Source organism: Falsirhodobacter halotolerans (assembly GCF_022899245.1).
GTDB classification, from domain to species: domain Bacteria; phylum Pseudomonadota; class Alphaproteobacteria; order Rhodobacterales; family Rhodobacteraceae; genus Falsirhodobacter; species Falsirhodobacter halotolerans.
In genome coordinates, this window is record NZ_JALJAZ010000001.1 from 1,554,755 (window position 1) to 1,576,454 (window position 21,700).

Annotated in this window: 23 protein-coding genes and 1 tRNA gene; 15 read left to right on the forward strand and 9 right to left on the reverse strand. The window is 66.4% G+C overall.

Features of this window, described 5'->3' with window-relative positions:
* Positions 1-9 precede the first annotated feature (9 nt).
* The 5 genes from MU449_RS08200 to pdxH form a co-directional block, all read right to left on the reverse strand.
* Positions 10-216 carry a cold-shock protein gene (locus tag MU449_RS08200; protein ID WP_244737535.1) on the reverse strand — a complete coding sequence of 69 codons (207 nt, stop codon included), beginning with the start codon at positions 214-216 and terminating at the stop codon, positions 10-12.
* A gap of 228 nt (positions 217-444) precedes the next feature.
* Positions 445-521 (reverse strand) — tRNA-Pro (locus MU449_RS08205).
* A gap of 41 nt (positions 522-562) precedes the next feature.
* Entirely contained in the window at positions 563-1,027 is a 465-nt protein-coding gene (locus MU449_RS08210; RefSeq protein WP_244737536.1) for a DUF192 domain-containing protein, read from the reverse strand.
* Positions 1,024-1,560, reverse strand: coding sequence for a cold-shock protein (locus MU449_RS08215; RefSeq protein ID WP_244737537.1), 537 nt, complete (start codon positions 1,558-1,560; stop codon positions 1,024-1,026). Before MU449_RS08215 ends, MU449_RS08210 begins: the two co-directional genes overlap by 4 nt.
* A gap of 117 nt (positions 1,561-1,677) precedes the next feature.
* Positions 1,678-2,283 (reverse strand): pyridoxamine 5'-phosphate oxidase, encoded by a 606-nt coding sequence (pdxH, locus tag MU449_RS08220; RefSeq protein ID WP_244737538.1) that lies wholly within the window; start codon positions 2,281-2,283, stop codon positions 1,678-1,680.
* Positions 2,284-2,417: 134 nt separating this feature from the next.
* Here pdxH and fabI point away from each other — a divergent pair, with 134 nt between their 5' ends.
* From fabI to trpE, 5 genes are all read left to right on the forward strand, one after another.
* Entirely contained in the window at positions 2,418-3,230 is an 813-nt protein-coding gene (fabI, locus tag MU449_RS08225) for an enoyl-ACP reductase FabI (protein ID WP_244737539.1), read from the forward strand.
* A 31-nt stretch (positions 3,231-3,261) separates the two neighbouring features.
* The gene (locus tag MU449_RS08230) at positions 3,262-3,870 is read left to right on the forward strand and encodes a LysE family translocator (RefSeq protein WP_244739009.1); all 609 of its coding nucleotides are present in this window, start codon (positions 3,262-3,264) and stop codon (positions 3,868-3,870) included.
* Positions 3,871-3,879: 9 nt separating this feature from the next.
* Positions 3,880-4,386 carry a xanthine phosphoribosyltransferase gene (gpt, locus tag MU449_RS08235; RefSeq protein WP_244737540.1) on the forward strand — a complete coding sequence of 169 codons (507 nt, stop codon included), beginning with the start codon at positions 3,880-3,882 and terminating at the stop codon, positions 4,384-4,386.
* A gap of 67 nt (positions 4,387-4,453) precedes the next feature.
* On the forward strand, positions 4,454-6,298 hold the full coding sequence (locus MU449_RS08240) for a SurA N-terminal domain-containing protein (protein ID WP_244737541.1): 1,845 nt from the start codon (positions 4,454-4,456) through the stop codon (positions 6,296-6,298).
* Between the two features lie 7 nt (positions 6,299-6,305).
* Complete coding sequence (trpE, locus tag MU449_RS08245; protein ID WP_244737542.1) at positions 6,306-7,811, forward strand: anthranilate synthase component I; 1,506 nt, start codon at positions 6,306-6,308, stop codon at positions 7,809-7,811.
* On the opposite strand, the gene MU449_RS08250 is transcribed toward trpE, so the two are convergent.
* Positions 7,808-8,584 (reverse strand): divergent polysaccharide deacetylase family protein, encoded by a 777-nt coding sequence (locus MU449_RS08250; protein ID WP_244737543.1) that lies wholly within the window; start codon positions 8,582-8,584, stop codon positions 7,808-7,810. The genes trpE and MU449_RS08250 overlap by 4 nt on opposite strands.
* A gap of 97 nt (positions 8,585-8,681) precedes the next feature.
* Between MU449_RS08250 and MU449_RS08255 the strand changes: the two genes are divergently transcribed.
* From MU449_RS08255 to MU449_RS08275, 5 genes are read left to right on the forward strand one after another with little or no spacing between them, the layout of a single operon-like run.
* Entirely contained in the window at positions 8,682-9,269 is a 588-nt protein-coding gene (locus MU449_RS08255) for an anthranilate synthase component II (protein WP_244737544.1), read from the forward strand.
* Positions 9,266-10,297 carry an anthranilate phosphoribosyltransferase gene (trpD, locus tag MU449_RS08260; RefSeq protein WP_244737545.1) on the forward strand — a complete coding sequence of 344 codons (1,032 nt, stop codon included), beginning with the start codon at positions 9,266-9,268 and terminating at the stop codon, positions 10,295-10,297. The genes MU449_RS08255 and trpD overlap by 4 nt, the downstream gene beginning before the upstream one ends.
* Entirely contained in the window at positions 10,294-11,073 is a 780-nt protein-coding gene (trpC, locus tag MU449_RS08265) for an indole-3-glycerol phosphate synthase TrpC (RefSeq protein ID WP_244737546.1), read from the forward strand. Before trpD ends, trpC begins: the two co-directional genes overlap by 4 nt.
* Positions 11,073-11,543 carry a cyclic pyranopterin monophosphate synthase MoaC gene (moaC, locus tag MU449_RS08270; RefSeq protein WP_244737547.1) on the forward strand — a complete coding sequence of 157 codons (471 nt, stop codon included), beginning with the start codon at positions 11,073-11,075 and terminating at the stop codon, positions 11,541-11,543. Before trpC ends, moaC begins: the two co-directional genes overlap by 1 nt.
* Entirely contained in the window at positions 11,540-12,694 is a 1,155-nt protein-coding gene (locus MU449_RS08275) for a molybdopterin molybdotransferase MoeA (protein WP_244737548.1), read from the forward strand. The genes moaC and MU449_RS08275 overlap by 4 nt, the downstream gene beginning before the upstream one ends.
* Here the strand turns inward: MU449_RS08275 and MU449_RS08280 are convergent, their stop codons facing one another.
* Positions 12,695-13,408, reverse strand: a complete 714-nt coding sequence (locus MU449_RS08280) for a M48 family metalloprotease (protein ID WP_244737549.1) — start codon at positions 13,406-13,408, stop codon at positions 12,695-12,697.
* Positions 13,409-13,510: 102 nt separating this feature from the next.
* Between MU449_RS08280 and MU449_RS08285 the strand changes: the two genes are divergently transcribed.
* Genes MU449_RS08285 through MU449_RS08300 form a run of 4 tightly spaced genes read left to right on the forward strand, consistent with a single transcriptional unit; the run spans position 13,511 to position 15,699 of the window.
* Positions 13,511-13,747 (forward strand): hypothetical protein, encoded by a 237-nt coding sequence (locus MU449_RS08285; RefSeq protein WP_244737550.1) that lies wholly within the window; start codon positions 13,511-13,513, stop codon positions 13,745-13,747.
* A 36-nt stretch (positions 13,748-13,783) separates the two neighbouring features.
* Complete coding sequence (locus tag MU449_RS08290) at positions 13,784-14,401, forward strand: hypothetical protein (protein WP_244737551.1); 618 nt, start codon at positions 13,784-13,786, stop codon at positions 14,399-14,401.
* Between the two features lie 51 nt (positions 14,402-14,452).
* Complete coding sequence (locus MU449_RS08295; protein ID WP_244737552.1) at positions 14,453-15,016, forward strand: nitroreductase family protein; 564 nt, start codon at positions 14,453-14,455, stop codon at positions 15,014-15,016.
* Positions 15,016-15,699 carry an EI24 domain-containing protein gene (locus MU449_RS08300; protein WP_244739010.1) on the forward strand — a complete coding sequence of 228 codons (684 nt, stop codon included), beginning with the start codon at positions 15,016-15,018 and terminating at the stop codon, positions 15,697-15,699. Before MU449_RS08295 ends, MU449_RS08300 begins: the two co-directional genes overlap by 1 nt.
* Here the strand turns inward: MU449_RS08300 and MU449_RS08305 are convergent.
* Complete coding sequence (locus MU449_RS08305; protein ID WP_244737553.1) at positions 15,696-16,394, reverse strand: GNAT family N-acetyltransferase; 699 nt, start codon at positions 16,392-16,394, stop codon at positions 15,696-15,698. The genes MU449_RS08300 and MU449_RS08305 overlap by 4 nt on opposite strands.
* Positions 16,395-16,410: 16 nt before the next feature.
* Positions 16,411-18,186, reverse strand: coding sequence for an aspartate--tRNA ligase (aspS, locus tag MU449_RS08310; protein WP_244737554.1), 1,776 nt, complete (start codon positions 18,184-18,186; stop codon positions 16,411-16,413).
* A 185-nt stretch (positions 18,187-18,371) separates the two neighbouring features.
* On the opposite strand from aspS, the gene carB reads away from it, so the two are divergent.
* Positions 18,372-21,698 carry a carbamoyl-phosphate synthase large subunit gene (gene carB, locus MU449_RS08315; RefSeq protein ID WP_244737555.1) on the forward strand — a complete coding sequence of 1,109 codons (3,327 nt, stop codon included), beginning with the start codon at positions 18,372-18,374 and terminating at the stop codon, positions 21,696-21,698.
* Positions 21,699-21,700: the final 2 nt, after the last annotated feature.

The window sequence follows — 21,700 nt, forward strand, 5'->3', positions numbered from 1 at the left end:
CGACCCGTCTTAGACGAGTTTCAGGTTCGAAGCCGACTCACGACCGTTGCGGTCGGATTCGATATCGTAGGACACAGCCTGACCGTCGTTGACCGAACGCAGACCAGCGCGCTCAACCGCGGAGATGTGCAGGAACACGTCCTTGCCGCCCGTTTCCGGCTCGATGAAGCCGAAACCTTTGGTGGCGTTGAACCATTTGACTTTTCCGTTTGCCATTTGGGTGGCCTTTCTCAGATAAACCCGCTCGCATCATGCAGCGGTGTGGCACAGATGAATATCGAAACCTGTGCCCAAGGGATCAGATGCGAAAACGACGATGCAGAAATTACAGTAGCGCCAAAACATCACAGTTTCAACTGTGGAATGCCAATGGCGCGGATTGAAACCCGGAGTGCAAAAAGGATGCGGCGCGCATGTCGCGAACACGTCTGCCAAACAGGATGGTGGTCGGGGCGATAGGATTCGAACCTACGACCTACGGTACCCAAAACCGTCGCGCTACCAGGCTGCGCTACGCCCCGAACACGGTCTGACTAGCGGCTTCGATCCCGGTTGAAAAGGCCTATTCGCAGGGCCAGGCGGCGGTGTCCTGCGGGATGGCGGGATGGCGCAGCATCGCCCCCTCCTCGATTCCCAGCTTCGTCGCCAGACCGCCGTTGATCTCCAGCACGGTCAGGACCTCGTCGCCGCCCGGGATCGGCGTTTCATCATGCGGCTGCGCCATGCTGTGCACATGCCGAACGGTCCCGGTTTCATCGGTGAACACCATGTCCAGCGGGATAAGCGTGTTCTTCATCCAGAAACTGGCGGGCTGAGGCCGCTCATACACGAACAGCATACCGGCCGATTGCGCCATCGTCTCGCGCCCCATCAGCCCTTGGGCACGCGACTGGACGGTGTCGGCCACCTCGACATGGAACCGCAAGGTCTGGGTCGGCGTGCGCAATTCCACCTGATCCGCCCGACAGGCGGCGAAGGCCGAAACCGGCGTCATGATCAGGCATAGAAGACAGGCAATGGCTTTCATTCGGTCCGCCGCGCGGCGCTCTCCCATGACATCAGTTGAACGGCCATGCGGCCGCGCTTTCCATCCATGATACGCAAGCACACCGCCTCGCCCGGCGCAATCTCTGCCAGACCCGATGCCCGGAGAATCTCCATGTGCAGGAACACATCTTCGGGACGTCCGAACACATTGGCGAAGCCGAAGCCCTTGCCGCGATCGAACCACTTTACTCGCGCAGGTTCGATCTCCAACGCGCCCAGGGCGTCGATGTCCAGCACCTCGTCATCTATGCGCGGTGGCAGGCCTTCCGGGATGTCGATCGCCACCAGTTCGGTCGCCTGCGTGCCCCGCGACGTGGACAGGACGCGCAGCCGAACCCCCGCGCCATCCGCGATGGAGCTTTGGCCGAAGTTTCGCAGAACGTTGGCGTGCAGCAGAATATCGTGCGGCACGTCATCGCTTATCACAAATCCAAACCCGCGCGCCGGGTCGAACCATTTGACGTATCCCGCCACGATCCGGGTCAGGTCGTCTTGAACATCATCGGTCGGCACGTCGGCAAAACCCTTAACCATGTTCTTTGGGTTTTGCGGTAACAGAACAATAATTCAAGGCGTTTCGACAACTGTGGGATATATTGCAATTTCAGGTTGAAAATCGCCAGACTATCCTCACGGACTCAGCCTTCTCACGTCCCAATCCGCGTCCAGATCCTCGCGGCGCCACTGGAAGCGGTCATGCAGACGAAACGCGCCATCGGCCCAGAACTCGATCTGAACGGGGCGGATGCGAATCCCCCCCCAGAAGGGCGGGCGCGACGGGTTTCCGACAGACCGGGCGGTCACCTTCGCCACGTCGGCCATCAGGGTGGCGCGGCTGTCCAGCGGGCGGCTCTGGGCCGACGCCCACGCCCCCAGACGGCTTTGCAACGAGCGGGAGGCGTAATAGGCATCGGCCTGCAGCCCCTCCTCCCGCTCGGTCACGCCGCGCACGCGGATCTGACGCCGCAGGGATTTCCAGTGCAGGACGAAGGCCGCGTTTCCGGTTGCCGCGATCTGCGTCCCCTTGGCGCTGTCATAATTGGTGTAGAAGACAAAGGCGTCCGCCTCGATCTCTTTCAGCAGGACCATGCGCACGTCGGGCATCCCCGCCGCATCGACCGTGGCGAGCGCGATGGCGTTCGGGTCGTTCGGCTCCACCGGCTCGGCTTCGGCCAGCCAGGCGCGGGCCAGTTCGAAGGGGTCGTCGCCTGCAAAAATGCCTGTGCGCTTTTCCATGAAGGTCCCCTGCCCGTGGCGTTTGCGCCAGACCCTAGGGGCTTTCGGCCGAAACGCAAGTGCGGCGGCTTGATGCGGCCCGAACTATGGCCTAAACCCACCAGATAATGAATAATGTGGCGAGGGAAGCCGGAATGAACGGATTGCTGGCTGGAAAACGCGGTCTCATCATGGGACTGGCAAACGACAAATCCATCGCCTGGGGCATCGCGAAGGCCTGCGCGGACCAAGGCGCGGAGCTTGCCTTCTCCTATCAGGGCGACGCGCTGAAAAAGCGGGTGGAGCCCCTGATCGCCACCATCGGCGCCGACCTGATGGTCGAATGCGATGTGGCCAACGAGGCGTCGATGGACGCCCTGTTCGCCCAGCTGCAGGAGAAATGGGGCAAGCTGGATTTTCTGGTCCATGCCATCGGCTTTTCCGACAAGAACGAATTGCGCGGCCGCTACGTGGACACCTCACCCGCGAACTTCGCAAACACGATGAACATCTCCGTCTACAGCTTCACCGCCGTGGCGCGGCGGGCGGCGGCGATGATGCCGGATGGCGGCAGCCTGCTGACCCTGACCTATTACGGTGCCGAAAAGGTCATGCCGCATTACAACGTGATGGGCGTCGCGAAATCCGCATTGGAAACCTCGGTCCAGTATATGGCCGAGGATCTGGGCAAGGACGGCATCCGCGTGAACTCCATCTCCGCCGGTCCGATCAAGACGCTGGCCGCTTCGGGCATCGGCGATTTCCGCTACATCATGAAGTGGAACGAATACAATTCGCCCCTGCGCCGCAACGTCACGCAGGACGAGGTGGGGAAATCCGCGCTCTATCTACTGTCGGATCTGGCGTCGGGCGTGACGGGCGAATGCCTGCATGTCGATGCGGGCTATCACGTCGTCGGCATGAAGGCCGTGGACGCGCCCGACATCGAAGCGCCGAAAAAGGACTGACCCGATGATCCCGACCGGAGCGGAGGCGGGCATGACGCCGGCGGCCTTCGTGGCGGTCGGGCTGATCCATCTGGCCGCCGCCGCCAGCCCCGGCCCCGCCGTGCTGATGGCCGCCCGCACCGGCGCGGTCGAAGGCTTCCGCACCGGGCTGTTGCTGTCGGTCGGACTGGGTCTGGGCGCGGTCTTCTGGGCGGTCGCCGCGCTGTTCGGCCTTTCGGTGCTGTTCGTCGTGGCCCCCACGCTTTTGTGGGTGTTCAAGCTTCTGGGCGCCGGTTTCCTCATCTGGACCGGATGGAAGATGTGGCGCCACGCGAAGGATACGCTGGTTCTGGGCGCACGTCCCCCGCGCGGCTGGATGTCGGCGTTGCGGCTGGGGGCGGCCACGCAACTGGCCAACCCCAAGCCCGCGATCTTCTTCGGCGCGGTGTTCATCGGCCTGATCCCGCCCGGCACGCATCCCGTGACCCTGGCCGCGCTGCTGCTGGTCGTCTTCGTGAACGAGGCGGGGTGGAACGCCCTTGTCGCGCGCGCCTTTTCGTTCGACCGTCCGCGTCGTATGTATATCCGCCTGAAATCCACGCTCGACCGTGTGTTCGGGGGGGTGTTCGCCCTTCTCGGCCTCCGTGTCGCCACAAGCTAAGAGGTCGCCATGTCGCCCGATCGCCTGCCCCATGAAAAGGGCTTCCACATCAGCTGGGACCAGATGCACCGCGATTCCCGCGCGCTGGCATGGCGTCTGGACGGGCACGGCCCGATGGATGGCGGCTGGAAGGCCGTGGTCGGCATCACGCGCGGCGGTCTGGTTCCCGCGATGATCGTCGCCCGCGAACTGGACCTGCGCGTGGTCGATACGATCAGCATCCGCAGCTACAGCCAGCAAGAGCGGGGCGAGGTCGTGGTGACCAAACCGCCGCAGGCCGACATCATGGGCGACGGGGAAGGCATCCTGATCGTCGACGATCTGGTGGACAGCGGCAAGACGCTGGAATTCGTCCGCAAGATGTATCCCAAGGCGCATTTCGCCACCGTCTATGCCAAGCCGTCGGGCCGTCCGCAGGTCGATACCTTCATCACCGAGGTCAGTCAGGACACGTGGATCTTCTTCCCTTGGGACATGGCGCTGCAATACGTCCAACCCTATCGCGGGACCGACTGACGCGCGGCTTGCCCCCTTCCCCGCGACCGATTAGGAAGACGCGGACACGGGGATACGAGGGCGAGCGATGACGAAAAGCATGAAGCGCGGCAACAAGGCCATGAACGCCATCGTCTGGGCGCTGATGGCCATGCTCATCCTCAGCCTCGGCGGTTTCGGGGTCAGCAATTTCGGCACCACAACCGCCACGGTGGCGGAGGTGGGGGACGAAAAGATCGACTCCCAGACCTACGCCAACGCGCTTCAGCAGAACCTGCAAAGCATTTCGCAACAGACGGGTCAGGCCTTCACCCTGGCGCAGGCGCGCCAGTTCGGTCTGGACGCGCAGGTGCGCCAGCAACTCTTCACCTCCGCCGCCCTGCTGAACGAGGCCGACCGGATCGGCATTTCGGCCGGAGACGCCGCCGTGGCGAACGAGCTGCGCCAGTCGCAGGCCTTTTTCGGCGCGAACGGCCAATTCGACCGCAACACCTATGAACTCGTCCTGCGCCAGAACGGCCTGACCGCGTCGGATTACGAACAGGACCTGCGGGACGGCATCGCCCGGTCGCTGGTCATGGGTGCAGTCGGCGGCGGTTTCGTGGCGCCGGCGGCGGCGACGGACACGCTCTATGCCTATGTCGCGGAACGCCGCGCCGTCTCGGCCCTGCGCGTGACCCAGGACATGCTGGAAACCCCGCCCGCCGCCCCGACCGAGGATGACCTCCGCGCCTATTACGACGCCCACACCGACGCGTTCCAGTCGCCGGAAACCCGCACCGTGACCTATGCCGCGCTGCTGCCGGACGATCTGGCCCCCACCCTGCCCGTGGACGATGCGGCGCTTCAGGCGCTCTATGACCAGCGGATCGACGAATTCCAGCAGCCCGAGCGCCGTCTGGTCGAACGCCTTGTCTTTCCCGACCGCGCCACGGCCGAGGCCGCCCGGACCCGCATCGACGAGGGGGCCGCCTTCGAGGATATCGTCGCCGAACGCGGTCTCGCGCTCGAAGACACCGATCTGGGCGACATGGCCGAAGCTGATCTGGGGGTGGCGGGCGCACCGATCTTCGCCTTGACCGAACCGGGCGTCGTGGGCCCGATCGACACAAATCTCGGCCCCGCGCTGTTCCGCATGAACGGCATCCTGTCCGCCCATGACGTGCCCTTGGCCGAGGTGCGCGACGATCTGGCCCGCGAATACCAGATCGACGCCGCCCGCCGTGCCATCGCCGACACCCGCGCGACGCTGGACGACGCGCTGGCCTCGGGCGATACCGTGGCCGATATCGGCGCGGCCAACCAGATGACGACCGGCACGGTCACCCTGCCCTCGGACGACCCGATCGCCGGGTATCCCGCCTTCCGCGATGCGGCAGCCGCGGCCCAGACGGGCGATTTCCCCGAACTGATCGATCTGGACGATGGCGGGTTGGTGATCCTGCAACTGGACGCGATCACCCCGCCCGCCACCATCCCCTTCGAGGACGCGCGCGCGGCGGTGGCCGCCGCCTTGCAGGCGGAGACGCTGCAAACCGCCCTGTCCGCCCGCGCCGAGGAGATCGCGACCGCCGTGACCGGCGGCGCCGCGCTGACCGATTTCGGCCCCGTCACCGAAACCCCCGCCGTGGCGCGCGAGGGCGTGGTGGACGGCGCGCCCCCCGCGGCCGTGCAGACCGCCTTCGCACAAGGCGAAGGTCAGGCGCAGGCCGTCACCACCCCCGACTGGGTGGGCGTGGTGCGGACCGACGGCATCACCGCCGCCGACACCCAGGGCGATGCGGCTGCGGCCCTGCGCGCGCAGATCGCCGCGCAGATCGAAGGTGCCATCGCGCAGGACGCCCAGCAGCTTTACACCCAATCGATCGCCAACGAGGCGGGCATCCAGATCAACCAGGCGGCCATCGACGCCGTGCACGCGCAAATTCCCTGAGGGCATCATGAACATCACCCCCTCGTTCGCGGAGTTCGAAGCGCGGTACGCCGAAGGCCGCAATCAGGTTCTCTATGCCCGGCTGGCGGCCGATCTGGACACCCCGGTGTCGCTGATGCTGAAACTGGCCGAGGCGCGGCCCGACACGTTCATCCTCGAATCCGTTACGGGGGGCGAGGTGCGGGGGCGGTATTCCGTCATCGGCATGAAGCCCGACCTGATCTGGCGCTGCGACGGGGATACGGTGTCGATCAACCGCGACGCGCGGGTGGATGCCGAGGCGTTCCACCCCGACCCCGCACCGCCGCTGAACAGCCTGCGCGCGCTGATCGCGGAAAGCCGCATCGACATGCCCGAAGGCCTGCCCCCCATCGCGGCGGGGCTGTTCGGCTATCTCGGGTACGACATGATCCGGTTGGTGGAGCGTTTGCCCGAGGCCAAGCCCGACACGATCGGCGCGCCCGATGCCGTGTTGCTGCGCCCCTCGGTCGTGGCCGTGCTGGACGGCGTGAAGGGCGATGTGACGGTGGTCGCCCCGGTCTGGGCCGCCTCCGGCCTGTCGGCCCGCGCCGCCTATGCCCAGGCGGCGGAACGGGTGATGGACGCCCTACGCGATCTGGACCGCACACCCACCATTCCCCACGCACTGGGGGCCGCCGCCCCGCAGGGGGAGGCCACGTCGAACTTCACCCGCGACGGGTTCAAGCAGGCGGTGGAGGCGGCCAAGGATTACATCCGCGCGGGTGACATCTTCCAGGTCGTCCCCTCGCAGCGGTTCTCCCAACCCTTCACCCTGCCGCCCTTTGCCCTGTATCGCAGTTTGCGGCGCACGAACCCGTCGCCGTTCATGTTCTTCTTCAACCACGGCACCTTCCAGATCATCGGCGCCAGCCCCGAAATCCTCGTCCGCCTGCGCGACGGCGAGGTGACGATCCGCCCCGTCGCCGGAACCCGCAAACGCGGGGCCGATGCGGTCGAGGATCAGGCGCTGGCCGACGACCTGCTGGCCGACCAGAAGGAGCGGGCCGAACATCTGATGCTGCTGGATCTGGGCCGCAACGATGTGGGCCGGGTGGCCCGGATCGGCACCGTGAAGCCGACCGAGACGTTCATCATCGAACGCTACAGCCATGTGATGCACATCGTGTCGAACGTGGTCGGCGAATTGGCCGAGGGGGAGGATGCTTTGTCGGCCCTCTTGGCCGGTCTGCCGGCGGGCACCGTGTCGGGCGCGCCCAAGGTTCGCGCGATGGAAATCATCAACGAGCTGGAGCCGAACAAGCGCGGCGTCTATGGCGGCGGCGTCGGGTATTTTGCCGCGAATGGCGAGATGGATTTCTGCATCGCGCTGCGCACCGCCGTGCTGAAGGACCAGATGCTGCACATCCAGTCCGGCGCGGGCATCGTCTATGACAGCGATCCCGACAGCGAATACGAGGAAACCGTCAACAAGGCTCAGGCGCTGCGCCGGGCGGCGGCGGATGCCGGTTTGTTCGACACAGGCAACCGTTAACGCAGCACCGCGCTGACCGGGGCCAGAACCACACCCTGCGCCCCGGCCGAGGCGGCGAACCGCTCCAACGCGGCCACCGTCTCGTCGCGCACATCGCCCACGACGACGGCGCGCCCATCGCGCAAGGCGACCGCCGCCGCCGCATCCAGCGCCGCAACGATCTGGTCCGCCGTTTCGCCCTGACCGTCCAGAACGGCGGTGATCGCGGCCTGGGGGACGTCCCGTTCCATGGGCCGCCAGGTGATCAGACCTCGCCCTTCGGCCTGCATCGGGGGGGCAAGATCCAGCGGGCCCACACGCGCCTCCATCCCGGCCACGGCTTCGGGAAGGCGCGGGTCGTCCACCGCCCCCAGGACCATCAGCACCTCCTGCCCGCCGTCACGCCGCGCCTGCGCCAACGCGGCCGCGTCCGCCACGCGCGGCGGAATGGCGAAGGACACCGGGAAGGGCAGGTTGACCGGCCGATCCCCCAGAGGCCCCGTGTCGATCAGGATGATCGACAGCATCGGGCGGCCTTCGGGATTCGCGAACGGACGGGCATAGAGATCCAGCGCGCGCGGACGGTCCGCCACCCCCCCGGCCACCGGCGCCGGTTGGTCCCCCGGCATCGTCGGCGCCGCGCCCGCGGGCGGCACGGTTCCCGCGCCGGGGGCCTGAACGGGAACCTCGGGCGCGGGGCCCGTCACCGGCGGCAGGCTGCGCGACAGCAGGGCCAGCCCCGCCACACCCAGTATCGCCCCGCAGACAAAGCCAGACACCAGCCGCGCACCCATCCGATTTCCCTTCCGCTCTTGACGCCCCACCGCGCCCGGGGCCATGTATAGCCCGACCGCCGCGGCGGTTCACCCCCCTAACGACGGTCCCGCCCGCATGCTGCTGCTCATCGACAATTACGACAGTTTCACCTATAACCTCGTGCATTATTTCGGGGAATTGGGGGCCGATGTCGTTGTGAAACGCAACGATGCGCTGGATGTGCAGGCGGCCATGGCGCTGAACCCCGCCGCCATCGTGCTGTCGCCCGGCCCCTGCGATCCGTCGCAGGCCGGTATCTGTCTGGCCCTGACCGAAGCCGCCGCCGAAACCCGCACCCCGTTGCTGGGCGTCTGTCTGGGCCATCAGACCATCGGTCAAGCCTTCGGCGGCAAGGTCGTGCGCTGCCATGAGATCGTGCACGGCAAGATGGGGCAGATGCATCACGAAGGCCACGGGGTCTTTGCCGGCCTGCCCACCCCGTTCGAGGCGACTCGCTATCACTCGCTGGTCGTGGACCGCGCCACCCTGCCCGACGCGTTGGAGGTGACGGCGTGGCTTGAGGATGGCACGATCATGGGCCTGCGCCACCGCGACCTGCCGATCGAGGGGGTGCAGTTCCATCCCGAAAGCATCGCCTCGCAGCACGGACACCGGATGCTGCGGACTTTTCTTGCCACCGCGAACGTCCCGCTGACGGCATGAGCGCGCTGAAACCCCTGATCGGCCTGGCTGCGGAACGCCCGCTGACCGAAACCGAGGCCCGCACCGCCTTTGCCGCCCTGTTCGAGGGCGAGGCGACGCCCGCCCAGATCGGCGGCTTTCTGATGGCCCTGCGCACACGGGGCGAGACGGTGGACGAATACGCCGCCGCCGCCGCCGAGATGCGCGCCCGCTGCGTGCCCGTTCGCGCGCCCGACGGCGCGATCGACATCGTGGGCACCGGCGGCGACGGCAAGGGCACGCTCAACATCTCCACCGCGACGGCGTTCGTCGTGGCGGGCGCGGGCGTGCCGGTGGCCAAGCACGGCAACCGCAACCTGTCGTCGAAATCCGGCGCCTCGGATGCCCTGACGTCGCTGGGCCTGAACGTGATGGTCGGCCCGGATGTGGTGGAACGGTGTTTTCATGCGGCGAATATCGGCTTCATGATGGCCCCGATGCACCACCCCGCCACCCGCCATGTGATGCCGGTCCGGGTGGAACTGGGCACGCGGACGTTGTTCAACATTCTGGGGCCGCTGACCAATCCGGCGGGGGTGCGGCGTCAGTTGACGGGCGCCTATTCCCCCGCCCTGATCCGCCCCATGGCCGAGGTTCTGCACAAGCTTGGGTCCGAGAAGGCGTGGCTGGTCCATGGCGGCGACGGCACGGACGAGCTGGCGATCTCTGCCCCCTCCCGTGTGGCTGCGCTGGAACATGGCGTGGTGCGGGAGTTCGAGATCACACCCGAGGAGGCGGGCCTGCCCCGCCATCCGTTCGAGGCGATCATCGGCGGCACGCCGGATGCGAACGCGGCGGCATTGCGGGCGGTGTTGGACGGCGCGCCGGGGGCCTATCGCGATGCGGTCCTTTACAATGCCGCGGCGGCCTTGCTGGTGGCCGACCATGTGACGACCCTTCCCGAAGGGGTCGAACTGGCCCGCCACAGCATCGACAGCGGGGCCGCGCGAACCGCGCTGGCCGCGCTGGTGACAGAGACGAACGCCCAAACGAACGGGGACATGGGATGACCATTCTGGACCGCATCAAAGCCTATAAGCTGGAGCATGTGGCGGCCTGCAAGACCGCCCGCCCGCTGGCCGAGGTGGAGGCCGCCGCAAAGGAGGCCGACGCCCCGCGCGAATTTTATCGCGCGCTGGCGAACGCCCCCCGCCAAGGCCTGATTGCCGAGATCAAGAAGGCCAGCCCGTCCAAGGGTCTTATCCGCCCCGATTTCGATCCGCCCGCCCTCGCCCGCGCCTATGAGGCGGGGGGGGCGCATTGCCTGTCGATCCTCACGGACGGGCCAAGCTTTCAGGGCGCGGATGCGTTCCTGACGGCGGCGCGGGCCGCCGTGTCGCTGCCCTGCCTGCGCAAGGACTTCCTTTACGACACCTATCAGGTGGCCGAGGCGCGGGCCTTGGGCGCGGATTGCATCCTGATCATCATGGCCTCCGTTTCGGACATGCAGGCGGCGGATCTGGAAGACGCCGCCCGGCACTGGGGCATGGATGTGCTGATCGAGGTGCATGACCGGCCCGAACTGGATCGCGCCCTGCACCTGAACAGCCCGATGATCGGCATAAACAACCGCAATCTCAAGACCTTCGAAGTTACTCTTGATACAACGCGCGAACTTTCGCGCCATGTGCCGGGGGATCGGATGATCGTGTCGGAAAGCGGACTTCATACCCCTGCGGATCTGGAGGCGATGGCGGAGGTGGGGGCGAAAGCCTTCCTGATCGGCGAAAGCCTGATGCGGCAGGACGACGTGACCGCCGCCACCCGAACGTTGATGGAGGCGTGATGCTGACCCATTTCGACGGCAAGGGCGATGCGCATATGGTCGATGTCTCGGCCAAGCCTGCGACGGCGCGGCTGGCCACGGCCGAAGGCTTCGTCCGCATGACACCCGCGACACTGGCGTTGATCACCGAAGGTCAAGCAAAGAAGGGCGACGTTCTGGGCGTGGCGCGGTTGGCCGGGATCATGGGGGCCAAGCGCACCGCCGATCTGATCCCGCTGTGCCATCCGCTGCCGATCACCAAGGTGACGATGGACCTGATCCCCGACCCCGCACTGCCCGGCATCCGCATCACCGCCATGGTCGGCACCACCGGCCAGACGGGGGTGGAGATGGAGGCGCTGACCGCCGTTTCGGTCGCCGCGCTGACCATCTATGATATGCTGAAGGCGGCGGAGCGGGGGATGGAGATCGGCGCGATCCGCGTCACGATGAAGGAGGGTGGCGCCTCGGGCCGCTATGACGCGCCATGATCCCGGTCGATCAGGCGCAGGCGATGGTGCTGGACATGGCCCGCCCGATGGGGACCGAGGTCGTGCCGCTGCATCGGGCCAGCGGGCGCCTTCTGGCGGTGGCGGTGGCGGCGCGGCGCGACCAGCCGCCCTTCGACGCCTCGGCCATGGATGGCTATGCCGTGGGGGGCGACCCAGAGATCGGCGCGGTTCTGCCGGTGATCGGGGAATCCCGCGCCGGGGCCGCGTTTCATGGTGATCTGACGGGGGCGATCCGCATCTCCACCGGGGCGCCGGTGCCGGCGCAGGCGACGCGCGTCATCATGCAGGAACACGTTCGCCGCGACGGGGATACGATCACGATCACCGAACTGTCCGAAGGCCGCCACATCCGCGCGCAGGGGCAGGATTTCCGCGCGGGCCAAACCTTCGCCCCCCGCCGCCTGCGCCCCGCCGATATCGGCCTTCTGGCCGCCATGGACGTGGCAGAGGTGTCGGTGTTTCGCCGCCCCGACATCGCCATCATCTCCACCGGGGATGAGCTTGCGGCCCCCGGCAGCCCGATGCGGGACGACCAGATCCCGGCCTCCAACGCGTTCACGCTGCAGGCGATGATCGAGGAGGCCGGAGCCACGGCCCGCGTCCTGCCGATCGCAACCGACGATGCCGACACCCTGCGCGCGGTCTTTGCGCTGGCGAAGGGGGCGGATGTGGTGGTGACCATCGGCGGCGCGTCGGTGGGCGATCACGACCTGGTCGGCCCCATCGCGCGGGAATTGGGGATGGACCTCTCGTTCCACAAGATCGCCATGCGCCCCGGCAAGCCGCTGATGGCGGGGCGCATGGGCGACGGGGTGATGCTGGGGCTGCCCGGCAATCCCGTCTCCAGCTTCGTCTGCGCCCAGATTTTCCTGCTGCCGCTGATCCGCGCGATGACGGGGCAAACGGCCCTGCCCGACGTGCAATCGGCGCGCTTGGCAGCGGAGGTGCCCGCAAACGGCCCCCGCACCCATTTCATGCGCGGGCGGCTGGACGCGGGGGGCCTTGTGCCCTTTTCGGAACAGGACAGTTCGCTGATGCTGCGCCTGACCGAGGCGAACGTGCTGCTGATCCGCCCGCCGAACGACCCCGCCCGCCCTGCGGGGGACGAGGTGTCGGTTCTGCCGATCTGATTACCGGCCCATCGCCGCCGCCTGACGGCGGACCACGGCGATGCGGTCGGAGTTGGCCGGGTGGCTGCCCAGGAAGCGGTCGCCGGGATCGGGCAGGCGCTGGAAGAACCCAAGGCCCCGCACCGGGTCATAGCCGGCGCGAATGGCAATCTCGGCCCCCAGACGGTCGGCCTCCAGCTCATGGTTCTTGGAATAGACGCGGCCCCCCAGCCCCGCCCCCACATCCGTCAGCGCGCTGGGGTCCAGACCGCCGATCTGCGCCACGAGCCCCCCCAGAATCGCCCCGGCCGCCGCGCTTTGCGACTGGCGGTCCAGATGGCCGAGGATGTGGTGCGCCGCCTCATGCCCCAGCACGAAGGCCAGTTCGTCGGCATTGCGCGCGTCGTTCACCAGCGCCGTGGTGAAACGGATGATCGGACGCCCCTGCGCGTCGCGCGATTGATAGGCGTTGGCGATATTGCCCTGCGTCCGGTCGATGGAGATGGCGAAATCGCAATTCGCCCCGCGGGTGCGTTCGCGGCAGATCTGCTCGGCCACCGGCTCCACCCGTGCGCGGGCGGTGTTGAAGGCGGCCTGCGCCGCCGCCGGGCTCAGCTTGGCTCCCGCCTCGACCTGCGGCAGCGGCGCCAAAGGTGGGCCGGTATCCGGCGGCGGCAGGGGTTCGCACGCGGCCAGGGCCGCCATCGCCAGCAGTGCCGCACCAATTCGTCGCATTCGTCCCTCCGTCGGTCGTGCCATTCGGGGTATATAAGCGCATTGTGCCCGTTCGCCCATATTCCTGTGGCGTGATCGGCGTGCATTCCTTAACGTGATGGAATGTTCACCATCGAGCACACCTTCGACGCGACCGTGATCACCTTGGTGGATGAAGGGGCGCGCGTCCTGCAGGAGGATGTGGGCATTCACGCGTTCGAGGATCAGGTGACCATCGAACAGGTGGACGCCCTGACGAACGAGGTCATGCGCATCACCTTGTCGCTGACGCAGGTTCGGGATCTGGCGGCGGCGTTGAACCTGCCCGAAGGGTCCTATCGCCGGGCCGCGAAGACGTGAATTGCACGGCCCCTTCGGCGGGGGTATGAGCGCGCGATGAAATGGATCCTTGTCCTCCTCGCCCTGATGATTCCCTCTGCCGTCCTGGCGGGAACGGAAAGCTGCGCGACCTCGGTCGGGGGGCAGCGGATCAATCTGTTCTATGAGGCGGATGACAGCCAGCTTGCCGCCAACCGCACCCGGCGCGAGGCGTGGCTGGGCGGTTGGGGCGCGGTGGACTGCCCCGGCTATGTCACGCTGCGCTATCTTACGCCCGATCTGGATGACGACCAGCGTCAAGCCTTCTGCCTGCAATGGGACGATCGGGCCAAGACCTATTCCGGGTATTCCGAAGGGGCGCGGGACGCCTGGCTGCAATGCCGCGCGCCGCGCCGGACGTTTTGCGAACGGGTCAACACCTCCACCCAGACGGCGATGGCGATTGCCGGGTTGGGCGATGCGCCCGAAGGCACGGCGGGGGTCGTGAACGGGGTGCAGACGGTGACCCGGCCGGGCGGTGCGGTCGTCCTGTCCGGCGCAGGGGCGGCGGTGCAGCAGACCATCGCCTCCACCAGCGCGACGGCCGGGGCGGCATTGGCCACACCCATCGGGTTGGCGGCCGCAGCCGTGTCGGTCGTGGCCGTGGGCGGCGCGGTCTACTTGTGCAGCGAGTGACTTGACCCCGCGGGGGTCCGCCCTCATTCCTGTCGGGCAAAGGAGATGCCGATGCCCGTTCCAAATCCCGCCGTCACCGAATTCCTGATGAGCCGCCGGTCGCGCCCCGCCAAGACGCTGGCCGCCCCCGTGCCCACGCGGGAGGATCTGGGCCCGATCCTGACCGCCGCCGCCCGCACCCCCGATCATGGCATGTTGCAGCCGTGGCGGTTCATCGTGCTTCCCCCCGCCGCCATGCCCCGCATCGCCGATCTGGCGGAATCTTTCGGCACGGATGACACGTCCCGCAAGAAGGGCCGCAAGCAGTTTGAATTGGGGACCTTGGCCGTCGCGGTCATCGCAAGCCCCAAACCGTCGGACAAGATCCCGCAGATGGAACAGATCCTGTCTGCCGGGGCCGTCTGCCTCGCGCTGCTGAACGCCGCGCAGGCGGCGGGCTGGGGGGCGAACTGGCTGACGGGCTGGGTGTCGCATCATGCGGCGTTCGGCGCGGCCTTCGGGTTGACGGAAGGGGAGTTCATCGCGGGCTTCATCCACATCGGCACGGAAACGATGGAACCTGCCGACCGCCCGCGCCCTGACATCGATGCCCTGACCACCTGGATCGGCGCATGATCCTCGCGTCGTTCTTCAAGGCGCTTGGACAGGTGTTCGATCCGCGCTTTCGCGGCGTGCTGTTGCGCGGGATCGGATTGACGGTGCTTTTGCTGGCGGCGCTGACCGCCCTGTTCCTCTGGGGGCTGGAGACGGTGGTGCCCGACAGCGTGACGCTGCCGTGGATCGGTCCGGTCGGGGGGCTGGACTGGGTGGCGGGGGCCGGCGGGCTTCTGGTCATGCTGCTGGCCTCGGTGTTCCTGATGGTGCCTGTCGCCTCCGCCTTCACCGGTCTGTTTTTGGAAAACATCGTCGGCGCGGTTGAGGGGCGGCATTATCCCGCCCTGCCCGAGGCGGAAGCCCTGCCCCTTGGCGATCAGATCCGCGAATCCGCGCAGGCCTTCGCGCTGTTGATCGCGGCGAACATTCTGGCGCTGGCCGTCTATGCCTTTGCGGGGCCATTGGGGCCGGTTCTGTTCATCGCCCTCAACGGCTATCTGCTGGGCCGGGAGTATTTCATTCTGGTCGCCATGCGCCGCGTCGGGCGCGCTGCGGCCAAGCGGCTGCACCGCAAGCATGTGGGCCGCGTCTGGCTGGCGGGGGCGCTGATGGCGGCGCCGCTGTCGGTGCCCATCGTGAACCTTGTGATGCCGGTGCTGGGCGTCGCGACCTTCACCCACCTCTATCACCGCCTGACGCGTTAGAGCGTCGGATCGGAGGCAACACGGATCGGGGCGGTCAGATCCGCAAGGCGGGTCTTCTGCACCCCGTCCGAAAAGTTGTCGGGCGACAGCCATGTGGTGAAGGCGGCCTTCAGCGCGGGCCATTCGGCGTCAATGGCCGCGAACCATGCCGTGTCGCGGTTGCGCCCCTTATAGACCAGCGCCTGCCGGAACACCCCCTCATAGCTTAATCCCAACCGTTGCGCCGCACGGCGGGACGGGACGTTCAGGCTGTCGCATTTCCATTCGTAACGGCGGTAGCCCGCCTCGAACGCCCATTGCATCATCAGGAACATCGCCTCGGTCGTGGCGGTCTTGCGCTGGACGCTGGGGGCGAAGGTGATGAACCCGACCTCGATCGACCCTGCGGCGGGCGCGATGCGAAGGTAGGAGGCGACGCCGACCGCCTGCCCCGTGTCCCGATCAATCAGGGTATAGAAGAATGGATCGACGCTGTGCGACGCCTCCGCCACCCAGGCGCGATACCCTTCCAGATCCGTCCGCCCGCGCGGCATATAGGTCCAGAGGGCATCGCCCCCCGCCTCGAACGCGCGGTGCAGCGCGTCCGCATGGGCCAGCGTCAGCTTTTCAAGACGGGCGGTGCGACCGACCAGCGTTTCTCCGGTCGGTGGGGGCGGCGGCGTCCAGTCGGGAACCGAAAATCCGATCTGCTGCATCCGCCCCTCCGTTTGTTTATGCGTCCTTAGGGATCACACGAAGGCGCAGGTCGCGCAACTGTTCGTTGGTCGGCTCAGATGGGGCGTTCATTAGCATGTCTTCGGCCCGCTGGTTCATCGGGAACATGATGACCTCGCGGATGTTCGGCTCGTCCGCCAGAAGCATGACGATCCGGTCGATCCCCGCCGCACAACCACCATGGGGCGGTGCGCCGTAACGGAAGGCCTTGACCATGCCGCCGAACCGCTTCTCCACCTCGGAATTGGGATAGCCCGCGATTTCGAACGCCTTGAACATGATCTCGGGCTTGTGGTTGCGGATGCCGCCCGAGATCAGCTCATACCCGTTGCAGGCAAGGTCGTATTGATAGGCGTGAACCTTCAGCGGATCGCCTTCCAGCGCCTCCATCCCGCCCTGCGGCATGGAGAAGGGGTTGTGGCTGAAGTCGAGCTTGCCCTCATCGTCCTTTTCATACATCGGGAAATCGACGATCCAGGCGAACTTGAAGCTGTCCTTTTCGGTCAGGCCCAAATCTTCGCCGATGACGTTGCGGGCGCGGCCCGCCACGGCTTCGAACGCCTCGGGCTTGCCACCAAGGAAGAAGGCCGCGTCGCCCTCGCCCAGACCAAGCTGCTGACGGATCGCCTCGGTCCGCTCGGGCCCGATATTTTTCGCCAGCGGACCTGCAGCCTCCATCGAGCCGTCTTCGGCCTTGCGCCAGAAAATATAGCCCATGCCCGGCAGGCCCTGTTCCTGCGCGAACTTGTTCATCCGGTCGCAGAACTTGCGGCTGCCGCCCGTGGGGGCGGGAATGGCGCGGATCTCGGTCCCGTCCTGCTCCAGCAGCTTGGCGAAGATGGCAAAGCCGGAGCCCGCGAAATGCTCGCTCACCACCTGCATCTTGATCGGGTTGCGCAGGTCGGGCTTGTCCGAGCCATACCACGCCATCGCGTCCTTGTAGGGGATGAGCGGCCAGTCGCTGTCGACCTTCTTGTCGCTGAACTCCTCGAACAGGCCCTGGATCACCGGCTGCACCGCGTCGAACACGTCCTGCTGTTCAACGAACGACATCTCGATGTCCAATTGATAGAAATCGGTGGGCGAGCGGTCGGCGCGCGGGTCTTCATCGCGGAAACAGGGGGCGATCTGGAAATAGCGGTCGAAGCCCGCCACCATGATCAGCTGCTTGAACTGCTGCGGCGCCTGCGGCAGGGCATAGAACTTGCCCGGATGCAGACGGCTCGGCACCAGAAAGTCGCGCGCCCCTTCGGGCGAGGACGCGGTGATGATCGGCGTCTGAAACTCGTTGAAGCCCTGATCCCACATCCGGTTGCGGATCGACCGCACGACGTTCGACCGCAGCATCATGTTGCGGTGCAGCTTTTCCCGGCGCAGGTCGAGGAAGCGATAGGTCAGGCGCGTTTCCTCGGGGTAATCCACCTCGCCGAAGACCGGCATGGGCAGTTCGGCGGCCTCGCCCAGAACGGTCAGGCCGCGGGCATAGACCTCGACCTCCCCCGTCGGCAGCTTGGGGTTCACCAGAGACGCGTCGCGGGCCAGCACCTTGCCCTCGACCCGGATCACCCATTCGGCGCGCACCTTCTCCAGGTCGGCAAAGGCCGCGCTGTCGCTGTCGCAGATCACCTGCGTGATGCCGTAATGGTCGCGCAGGTCGATGAACAGCACGCCGCCGTGGTCGCGGACGCGGTGGACCCACCCGGCAAGACGAACCTCCTGCCCCACGTTCGACGTGTTCAGGTCGGCACAAGTATGGCTGCGATAGGCGTGCATCACGCTCCCCTTTTCCGAGGTGTCTTCCGTTTGGGCCGGATGAATACCGCCCCGCCCACGAAGTCAAGCCAAAGAGGGTTGCGCCCCGCCCGTCGTTCAAGATAAACCGCGTCAATTTGCAAACACTCCGCCCTCCGAATCCGGCCGTCACCTGCGGTTTCGGGGGCAAAGCCATGGGGCCCGTCATGCCGAAAAGAACCGATATCACCTCCATCATGATCATCGGCGCGGGGCCCATCGTCATCGGTCAGGCGTGCGAATTCGACTATTCCGGTGCGCAGGCGTGCAAGGCGCTGCGCGAGGAAGGGTATCGCGTCATCCTCGTGAATTCCAACCCCGCCACGATCATGACCGATCCGGGGCTGGCCGACGCCACCTATATCGAACCGATCACCCCCGACGTGGTGGCCAAGATCATCGAGGCGGAACGCCCCGACGCGCTGCTGCCGACCATGGGCGGGCAGACCGGCCTCAACACGGCGCTGGCGCTGGCCGACATGGGTGTGCTTGAGAAGTTCAACGTCCAGCTGATCGGCGCCAACCGCGACGCCATCGAGATGGCCGAGGACCGCAAGCTGTTCCGCGAGGCGATGGACCGTCTGGGAATCGAGAACCCCAAGGCCACCATCGTGTCGGCCCCCAAGGTGAACGGCAAATACGACATCAAGGCCGGCGTGGCCGAGGCGATGGAGGCCATCGAATATGTCGGCCTGCCCGCCATCATCCGCCCCGCCTTCACCCTTGGCGGCACTGGCGGCGGCGTGGCCTACAACCGCGACGATTACGAACGCATCGTGCGCTCAGGCCTCGACGCCTCGCCCGTGGCGCAGGTTCTGGTAGATGAAAGCCTTCTGGGCTGGAAGGAATACGAAATGGAGGTCGTGCGGGATCGCAACGACAACGCCATCATCGTCTGCGCCATCGAGAACGTCGATCCTATGGGCGTTCACACGGGGGATTCGATCACTGTCGCCCCCGCCCTGACCCTGACCGACAAGGAATATCAGGAGATGCGCAACGGCTCCATCGCCGTCCTGCGCGAAATCGGGGTGGAGACCGGCGGATCCAACGTGCAATGGGCGATCAACCCCGCCGATGGCCGCATGGTCGTGATCGAAATGAACCCCCGCGTGTCGCGCTCCTCGGCGCTGGCGTCCAAGGCGACGGGCTTTCCCATCGCCAAGATCGCGGCCAAACTGGCCGTCGGCTATACCTTGGACGAGCTGGACAACGACATCACCAAGGTCACGCCCGCCTCGTTCGAGCCGACGATCGATTATGTCGTGACCAAGATCCCGCGTTTCGCGTTCGAGAAATTCCCGGGATCGAAGCCCGAACTGACCACCGCGATGAAATCGGTGGGCGAGGTCATGGCGATCGGCCGGACCTTCCACGAATCCATGCAGAAGGCGCTGGCCAGCCTTGAAACGGGCCTGAGCGGCTTTGACGAGATCGCGATCGAGGGCGCTCCGGACAAGGCCGCCATCGTCAAGGCGATCAGCGCCCAGACCCCGGACCGCATCCTGCTGATCGCGCAGGCGATGCGCCACGGGCTGACCGATGACGAGATCGTGGCCGCCACCAGTTTCGATCCGTGGTTCCTGGCCCGCATCCGCGAAATCATCGAGGAGGAGGCGAAGGTTGCCGCGAATGGCCTGCCCACCACGGCCGAGGGCCTGCGCCGCCTGAAGATGTTCGGCTTCACCGACGCCCGTCTGGCCAGCCTGACGGCCCAGACCGAGGGCGCCGTTCGCAAGGCCCGCCGCAACCTTGGCGTCACGGCGGTGTTCAAGCGGATCGACACCTGCGCCGCCGAATTCGAGGCGCAGACCCCCTATATGTATTCCACCTACGAATCCCCCGTGATGGGCGATGTGGAATGCGAGGCGCGCCCCTCCAACGCCAAGAAGGTCGTAATCCTGGGCGGCGGTCCGAACCGGATCGGCCAGGGGATCGAGTTCGACTACTGCTGCTGCCACGCTTGCTTTGCGCTGACCGAAGCTGGGTATGAGACCATCATGGTCAACTGCAACCCGGAGACGGTCTCCACCGATTACGACACGTCGGACCGGCTGTATTTCGAGCCGCTGACCTTCGAGCATGTGCTGGAAATCCTGCGCGTGGAACAGGACAACGGGACACTGCATGGCGTGATCGTGCAGTTCGGCGGGCAGACGCCCTTGAAACTGGCGAACGCGCTGGAGGCGGAAGGGATCCCGATCCTTGGCACCACGCCGGATGCCATCGACCTGGCCGAGGACCGCGAGCGGTTCCAGAAGCTGCTGAACGATCTGGACCTGAAGCAGCCGGTGAACGGCATCGCGTCGTCGGACGAACAGGCGCTGGACATCGCGGGCCGCGTCGGCTTTCCGCTGGTGATCCGTCCGTCCTATGTTCTGGGGGGCCGCGCGATGGAAATCGTGCGCGATATCGAACAGCTTCGCCGCTATATCACCACGGCGGTGAACGTATCGGGCAAGAACCCGGTGCTTCTGGACAGCTATCTCTCCGGCGCGATCGAGGTCGATGTGGACTGTCTGTCGGATGGTGAGAATGTCCACGTCGCGGGCATCATGGAGCATATCGAGGAGGCGGGCGTCCATTCCGGCGACAGCGCCTGCTGCCTGCCGCCCCACTCGCTTGGCGCCGACATAATCAAGGAGTTGAAGCGCCAATCGGTGGCCATGGCCCGCGCCTTGGGCGTGGTCGGCCTGATGAACGTGCAATTCGCGATCAAGGACGGTGTGATCTATGTGCTGGAGGTGAACCCCCGCGCATCCCGAACCGTGCCCTTCGTGGCCAAGGCCACCGACAGCGCCATCGCCTCCATCGCCGCGCGCCTGATGGCGGGAGAAAAACTGTCGGCCTTCCCGCTGCGCGCCGCCTATCCCGCCGGTGTGGGGCCCGACACCGCCCTGCCTTTGGCCGATGCGATGACGCTGGCCGATCCGATCACGCCCTGGTTCTCGGTCAAGGAATCGGTGTTGCCCTTTGCCCGCTTCCCCGGTGTGGACACGCTTCTGGGGCCGGAAATGCGGTCGACCGGCGAGGTGATGGGCTGGGATCGCACCTTCGCGCTGGCCTTCCTGAAGGCGCAGATGGGCGCGGGCGTCCAACTGCCGGAAGACGGTCGCGTGTTCCTGTCGGTGCGGGACGCCGACAAGACCGACGCCTTGGCGGATGCCGCCCGTGGCCTGATCGATCTGGGGTTCGAGATCGTGGCGACCAAGGGCACGGCCGATTGGCTGAAGGCGCAGGCCATTGCCGCCACGTCGGTCAACAAGGTCTATGAAGGCCGGCCGAACATCGTGGATCGCCTGAAGAACGGGGATATCGCGCTGGTCCTGAACACGACCGAAGGGGCGCAATCGGTGGCTGACAGCCGCGAAATCCGCTCGGTCGCGCTGTATGAAAAGATCCCCTACTTCACCACCGCCGCCGGCTCCATCGCCGCCGTGGCGGCGATGAAGGCGCGGGATGAGGGGATCGGCGTGCGCACCCTTCAGGGCTGACG

What these genes read in the sequence shown, in the direction of transcription:
- MU449_RS08200 (WP_244737535.1), bottom strand. Translation starts at nt 216, where the DNA reads ATGGCAAACGGAAAAGTCAAATGGTTCAACGCCACCAAAGGTTTCGGC.
- MU449_RS08210 (WP_244737536.1), bottom strand. Translation starts at nt 1,027, where the DNA reads ATGAAAGCCATTGCCTGTCTTCTATGCCTGATCATGACGCCGGTTTCG.
- pdxH (WP_244737538.1), bottom strand. Translation starts at nt 2,283, where the DNA reads ATGGAAAAGCGCACAGGCATTTTTGCAGGCGACGACCCCTTCGAACTG.
- fabI (WP_244737539.1), top strand. Translation starts at nt 2,418, where the DNA reads ATGAACGGATTGCTGGCTGGAAAACGCGGTCTCATCATGGGACTGGCA.
- MU449_RS08230 (WP_244739009.1), top strand. Translation starts at nt 3,262, where the DNA reads ATGACGCCGGCGGCCTTCGTGGCGGTCGGGCTGATCCATCTGGCCGCC.
- gpt (WP_244737540.1), top strand. Translation starts at nt 3,880, where the DNA reads ATGTCGCCCGATCGCCTGCCCCATGAAAAGGGCTTCCACATCAGCTGG.
- MU449_RS08240 (WP_244737541.1), top strand. Translation starts at nt 4,454, where the DNA reads ATGACGAAAAGCATGAAGCGCGGCAACAAGGCCATGAACGCCATCGTC.
- trpE (WP_244737542.1), top strand. Translation starts at nt 6,306, where the DNA reads ATGAACATCACCCCCTCGTTCGCGGAGTTCGAAGCGCGGTACGCCGAA.
- MU449_RS08250 (WP_244737543.1), bottom strand. Translation starts at nt 8,584, where the DNA reads ATGGGTGCGCGGCTGGTGTCTGGCTTTGTCTGCGGGGCGATACTGGGT.
- MU449_RS08255 (WP_244737544.1), top strand. Translation starts at nt 8,682, where the DNA reads ATGCTGCTGCTCATCGACAATTACGACAGTTTCACCTATAACCTCGTG.
- trpD (WP_244737545.1), top strand. Translation starts at nt 9,266, where the DNA reads ATGAGCGCGCTGAAACCCCTGATCGGCCTGGCTGCGGAACGCCCGCTG.
- trpC (WP_244737546.1), top strand. Translation starts at nt 10,294, where the DNA reads ATGACCATTCTGGACCGCATCAAAGCCTATAAGCTGGAGCATGTGGCG.
- moaC (WP_244737547.1), top strand. Translation starts at nt 11,073, where the DNA reads ATGCTGACCCATTTCGACGGCAAGGGCGATGCGCATATGGTCGATGTC.
- MU449_RS08275 (WP_244737548.1), top strand. Translation starts at nt 11,540, where the DNA reads ATGATCCCGGTCGATCAGGCGCAGGCGATGGTGCTGGACATGGCCCGC.
- MU449_RS08280 (WP_244737549.1), bottom strand. Translation starts at nt 13,408, where the DNA reads ATGCGACGAATTGGTGCGGCACTGCTGGCGATGGCGGCCCTGGCCGCG.
- MU449_RS08285 (WP_244737550.1), top strand. Translation starts at nt 13,511, where the DNA reads ATGTTCACCATCGAGCACACCTTCGACGCGACCGTGATCACCTTGGTG.
- MU449_RS08290 (WP_244737551.1), top strand. Translation starts at nt 13,784, where the DNA reads ATGAAATGGATCCTTGTCCTCCTCGCCCTGATGATTCCCTCTGCCGTC.
- MU449_RS08295 (WP_244737552.1), top strand. Translation starts at nt 14,453, where the DNA reads ATGCCCGTTCCAAATCCCGCCGTCACCGAATTCCTGATGAGCCGCCGG.
- MU449_RS08305 (WP_244737553.1), bottom strand. Translation starts at nt 16,394, where the DNA reads ATGCAGCAGATCGGATTTTCGGTTCCCGACTGGACGCCGCCGCCCCCA.
- aspS (WP_244737554.1), bottom strand. Translation starts at nt 18,186, where the DNA reads ATGCACGCCTATCGCAGCCATACTTGTGCCGACCTGAACACGTCGAAC.
- carB (WP_244737555.1), top strand. Translation starts at nt 18,372, where the DNA reads ATGCCGAAAAGAACCGATATCACCTCCATCATGATCATCGGCGCGGGG.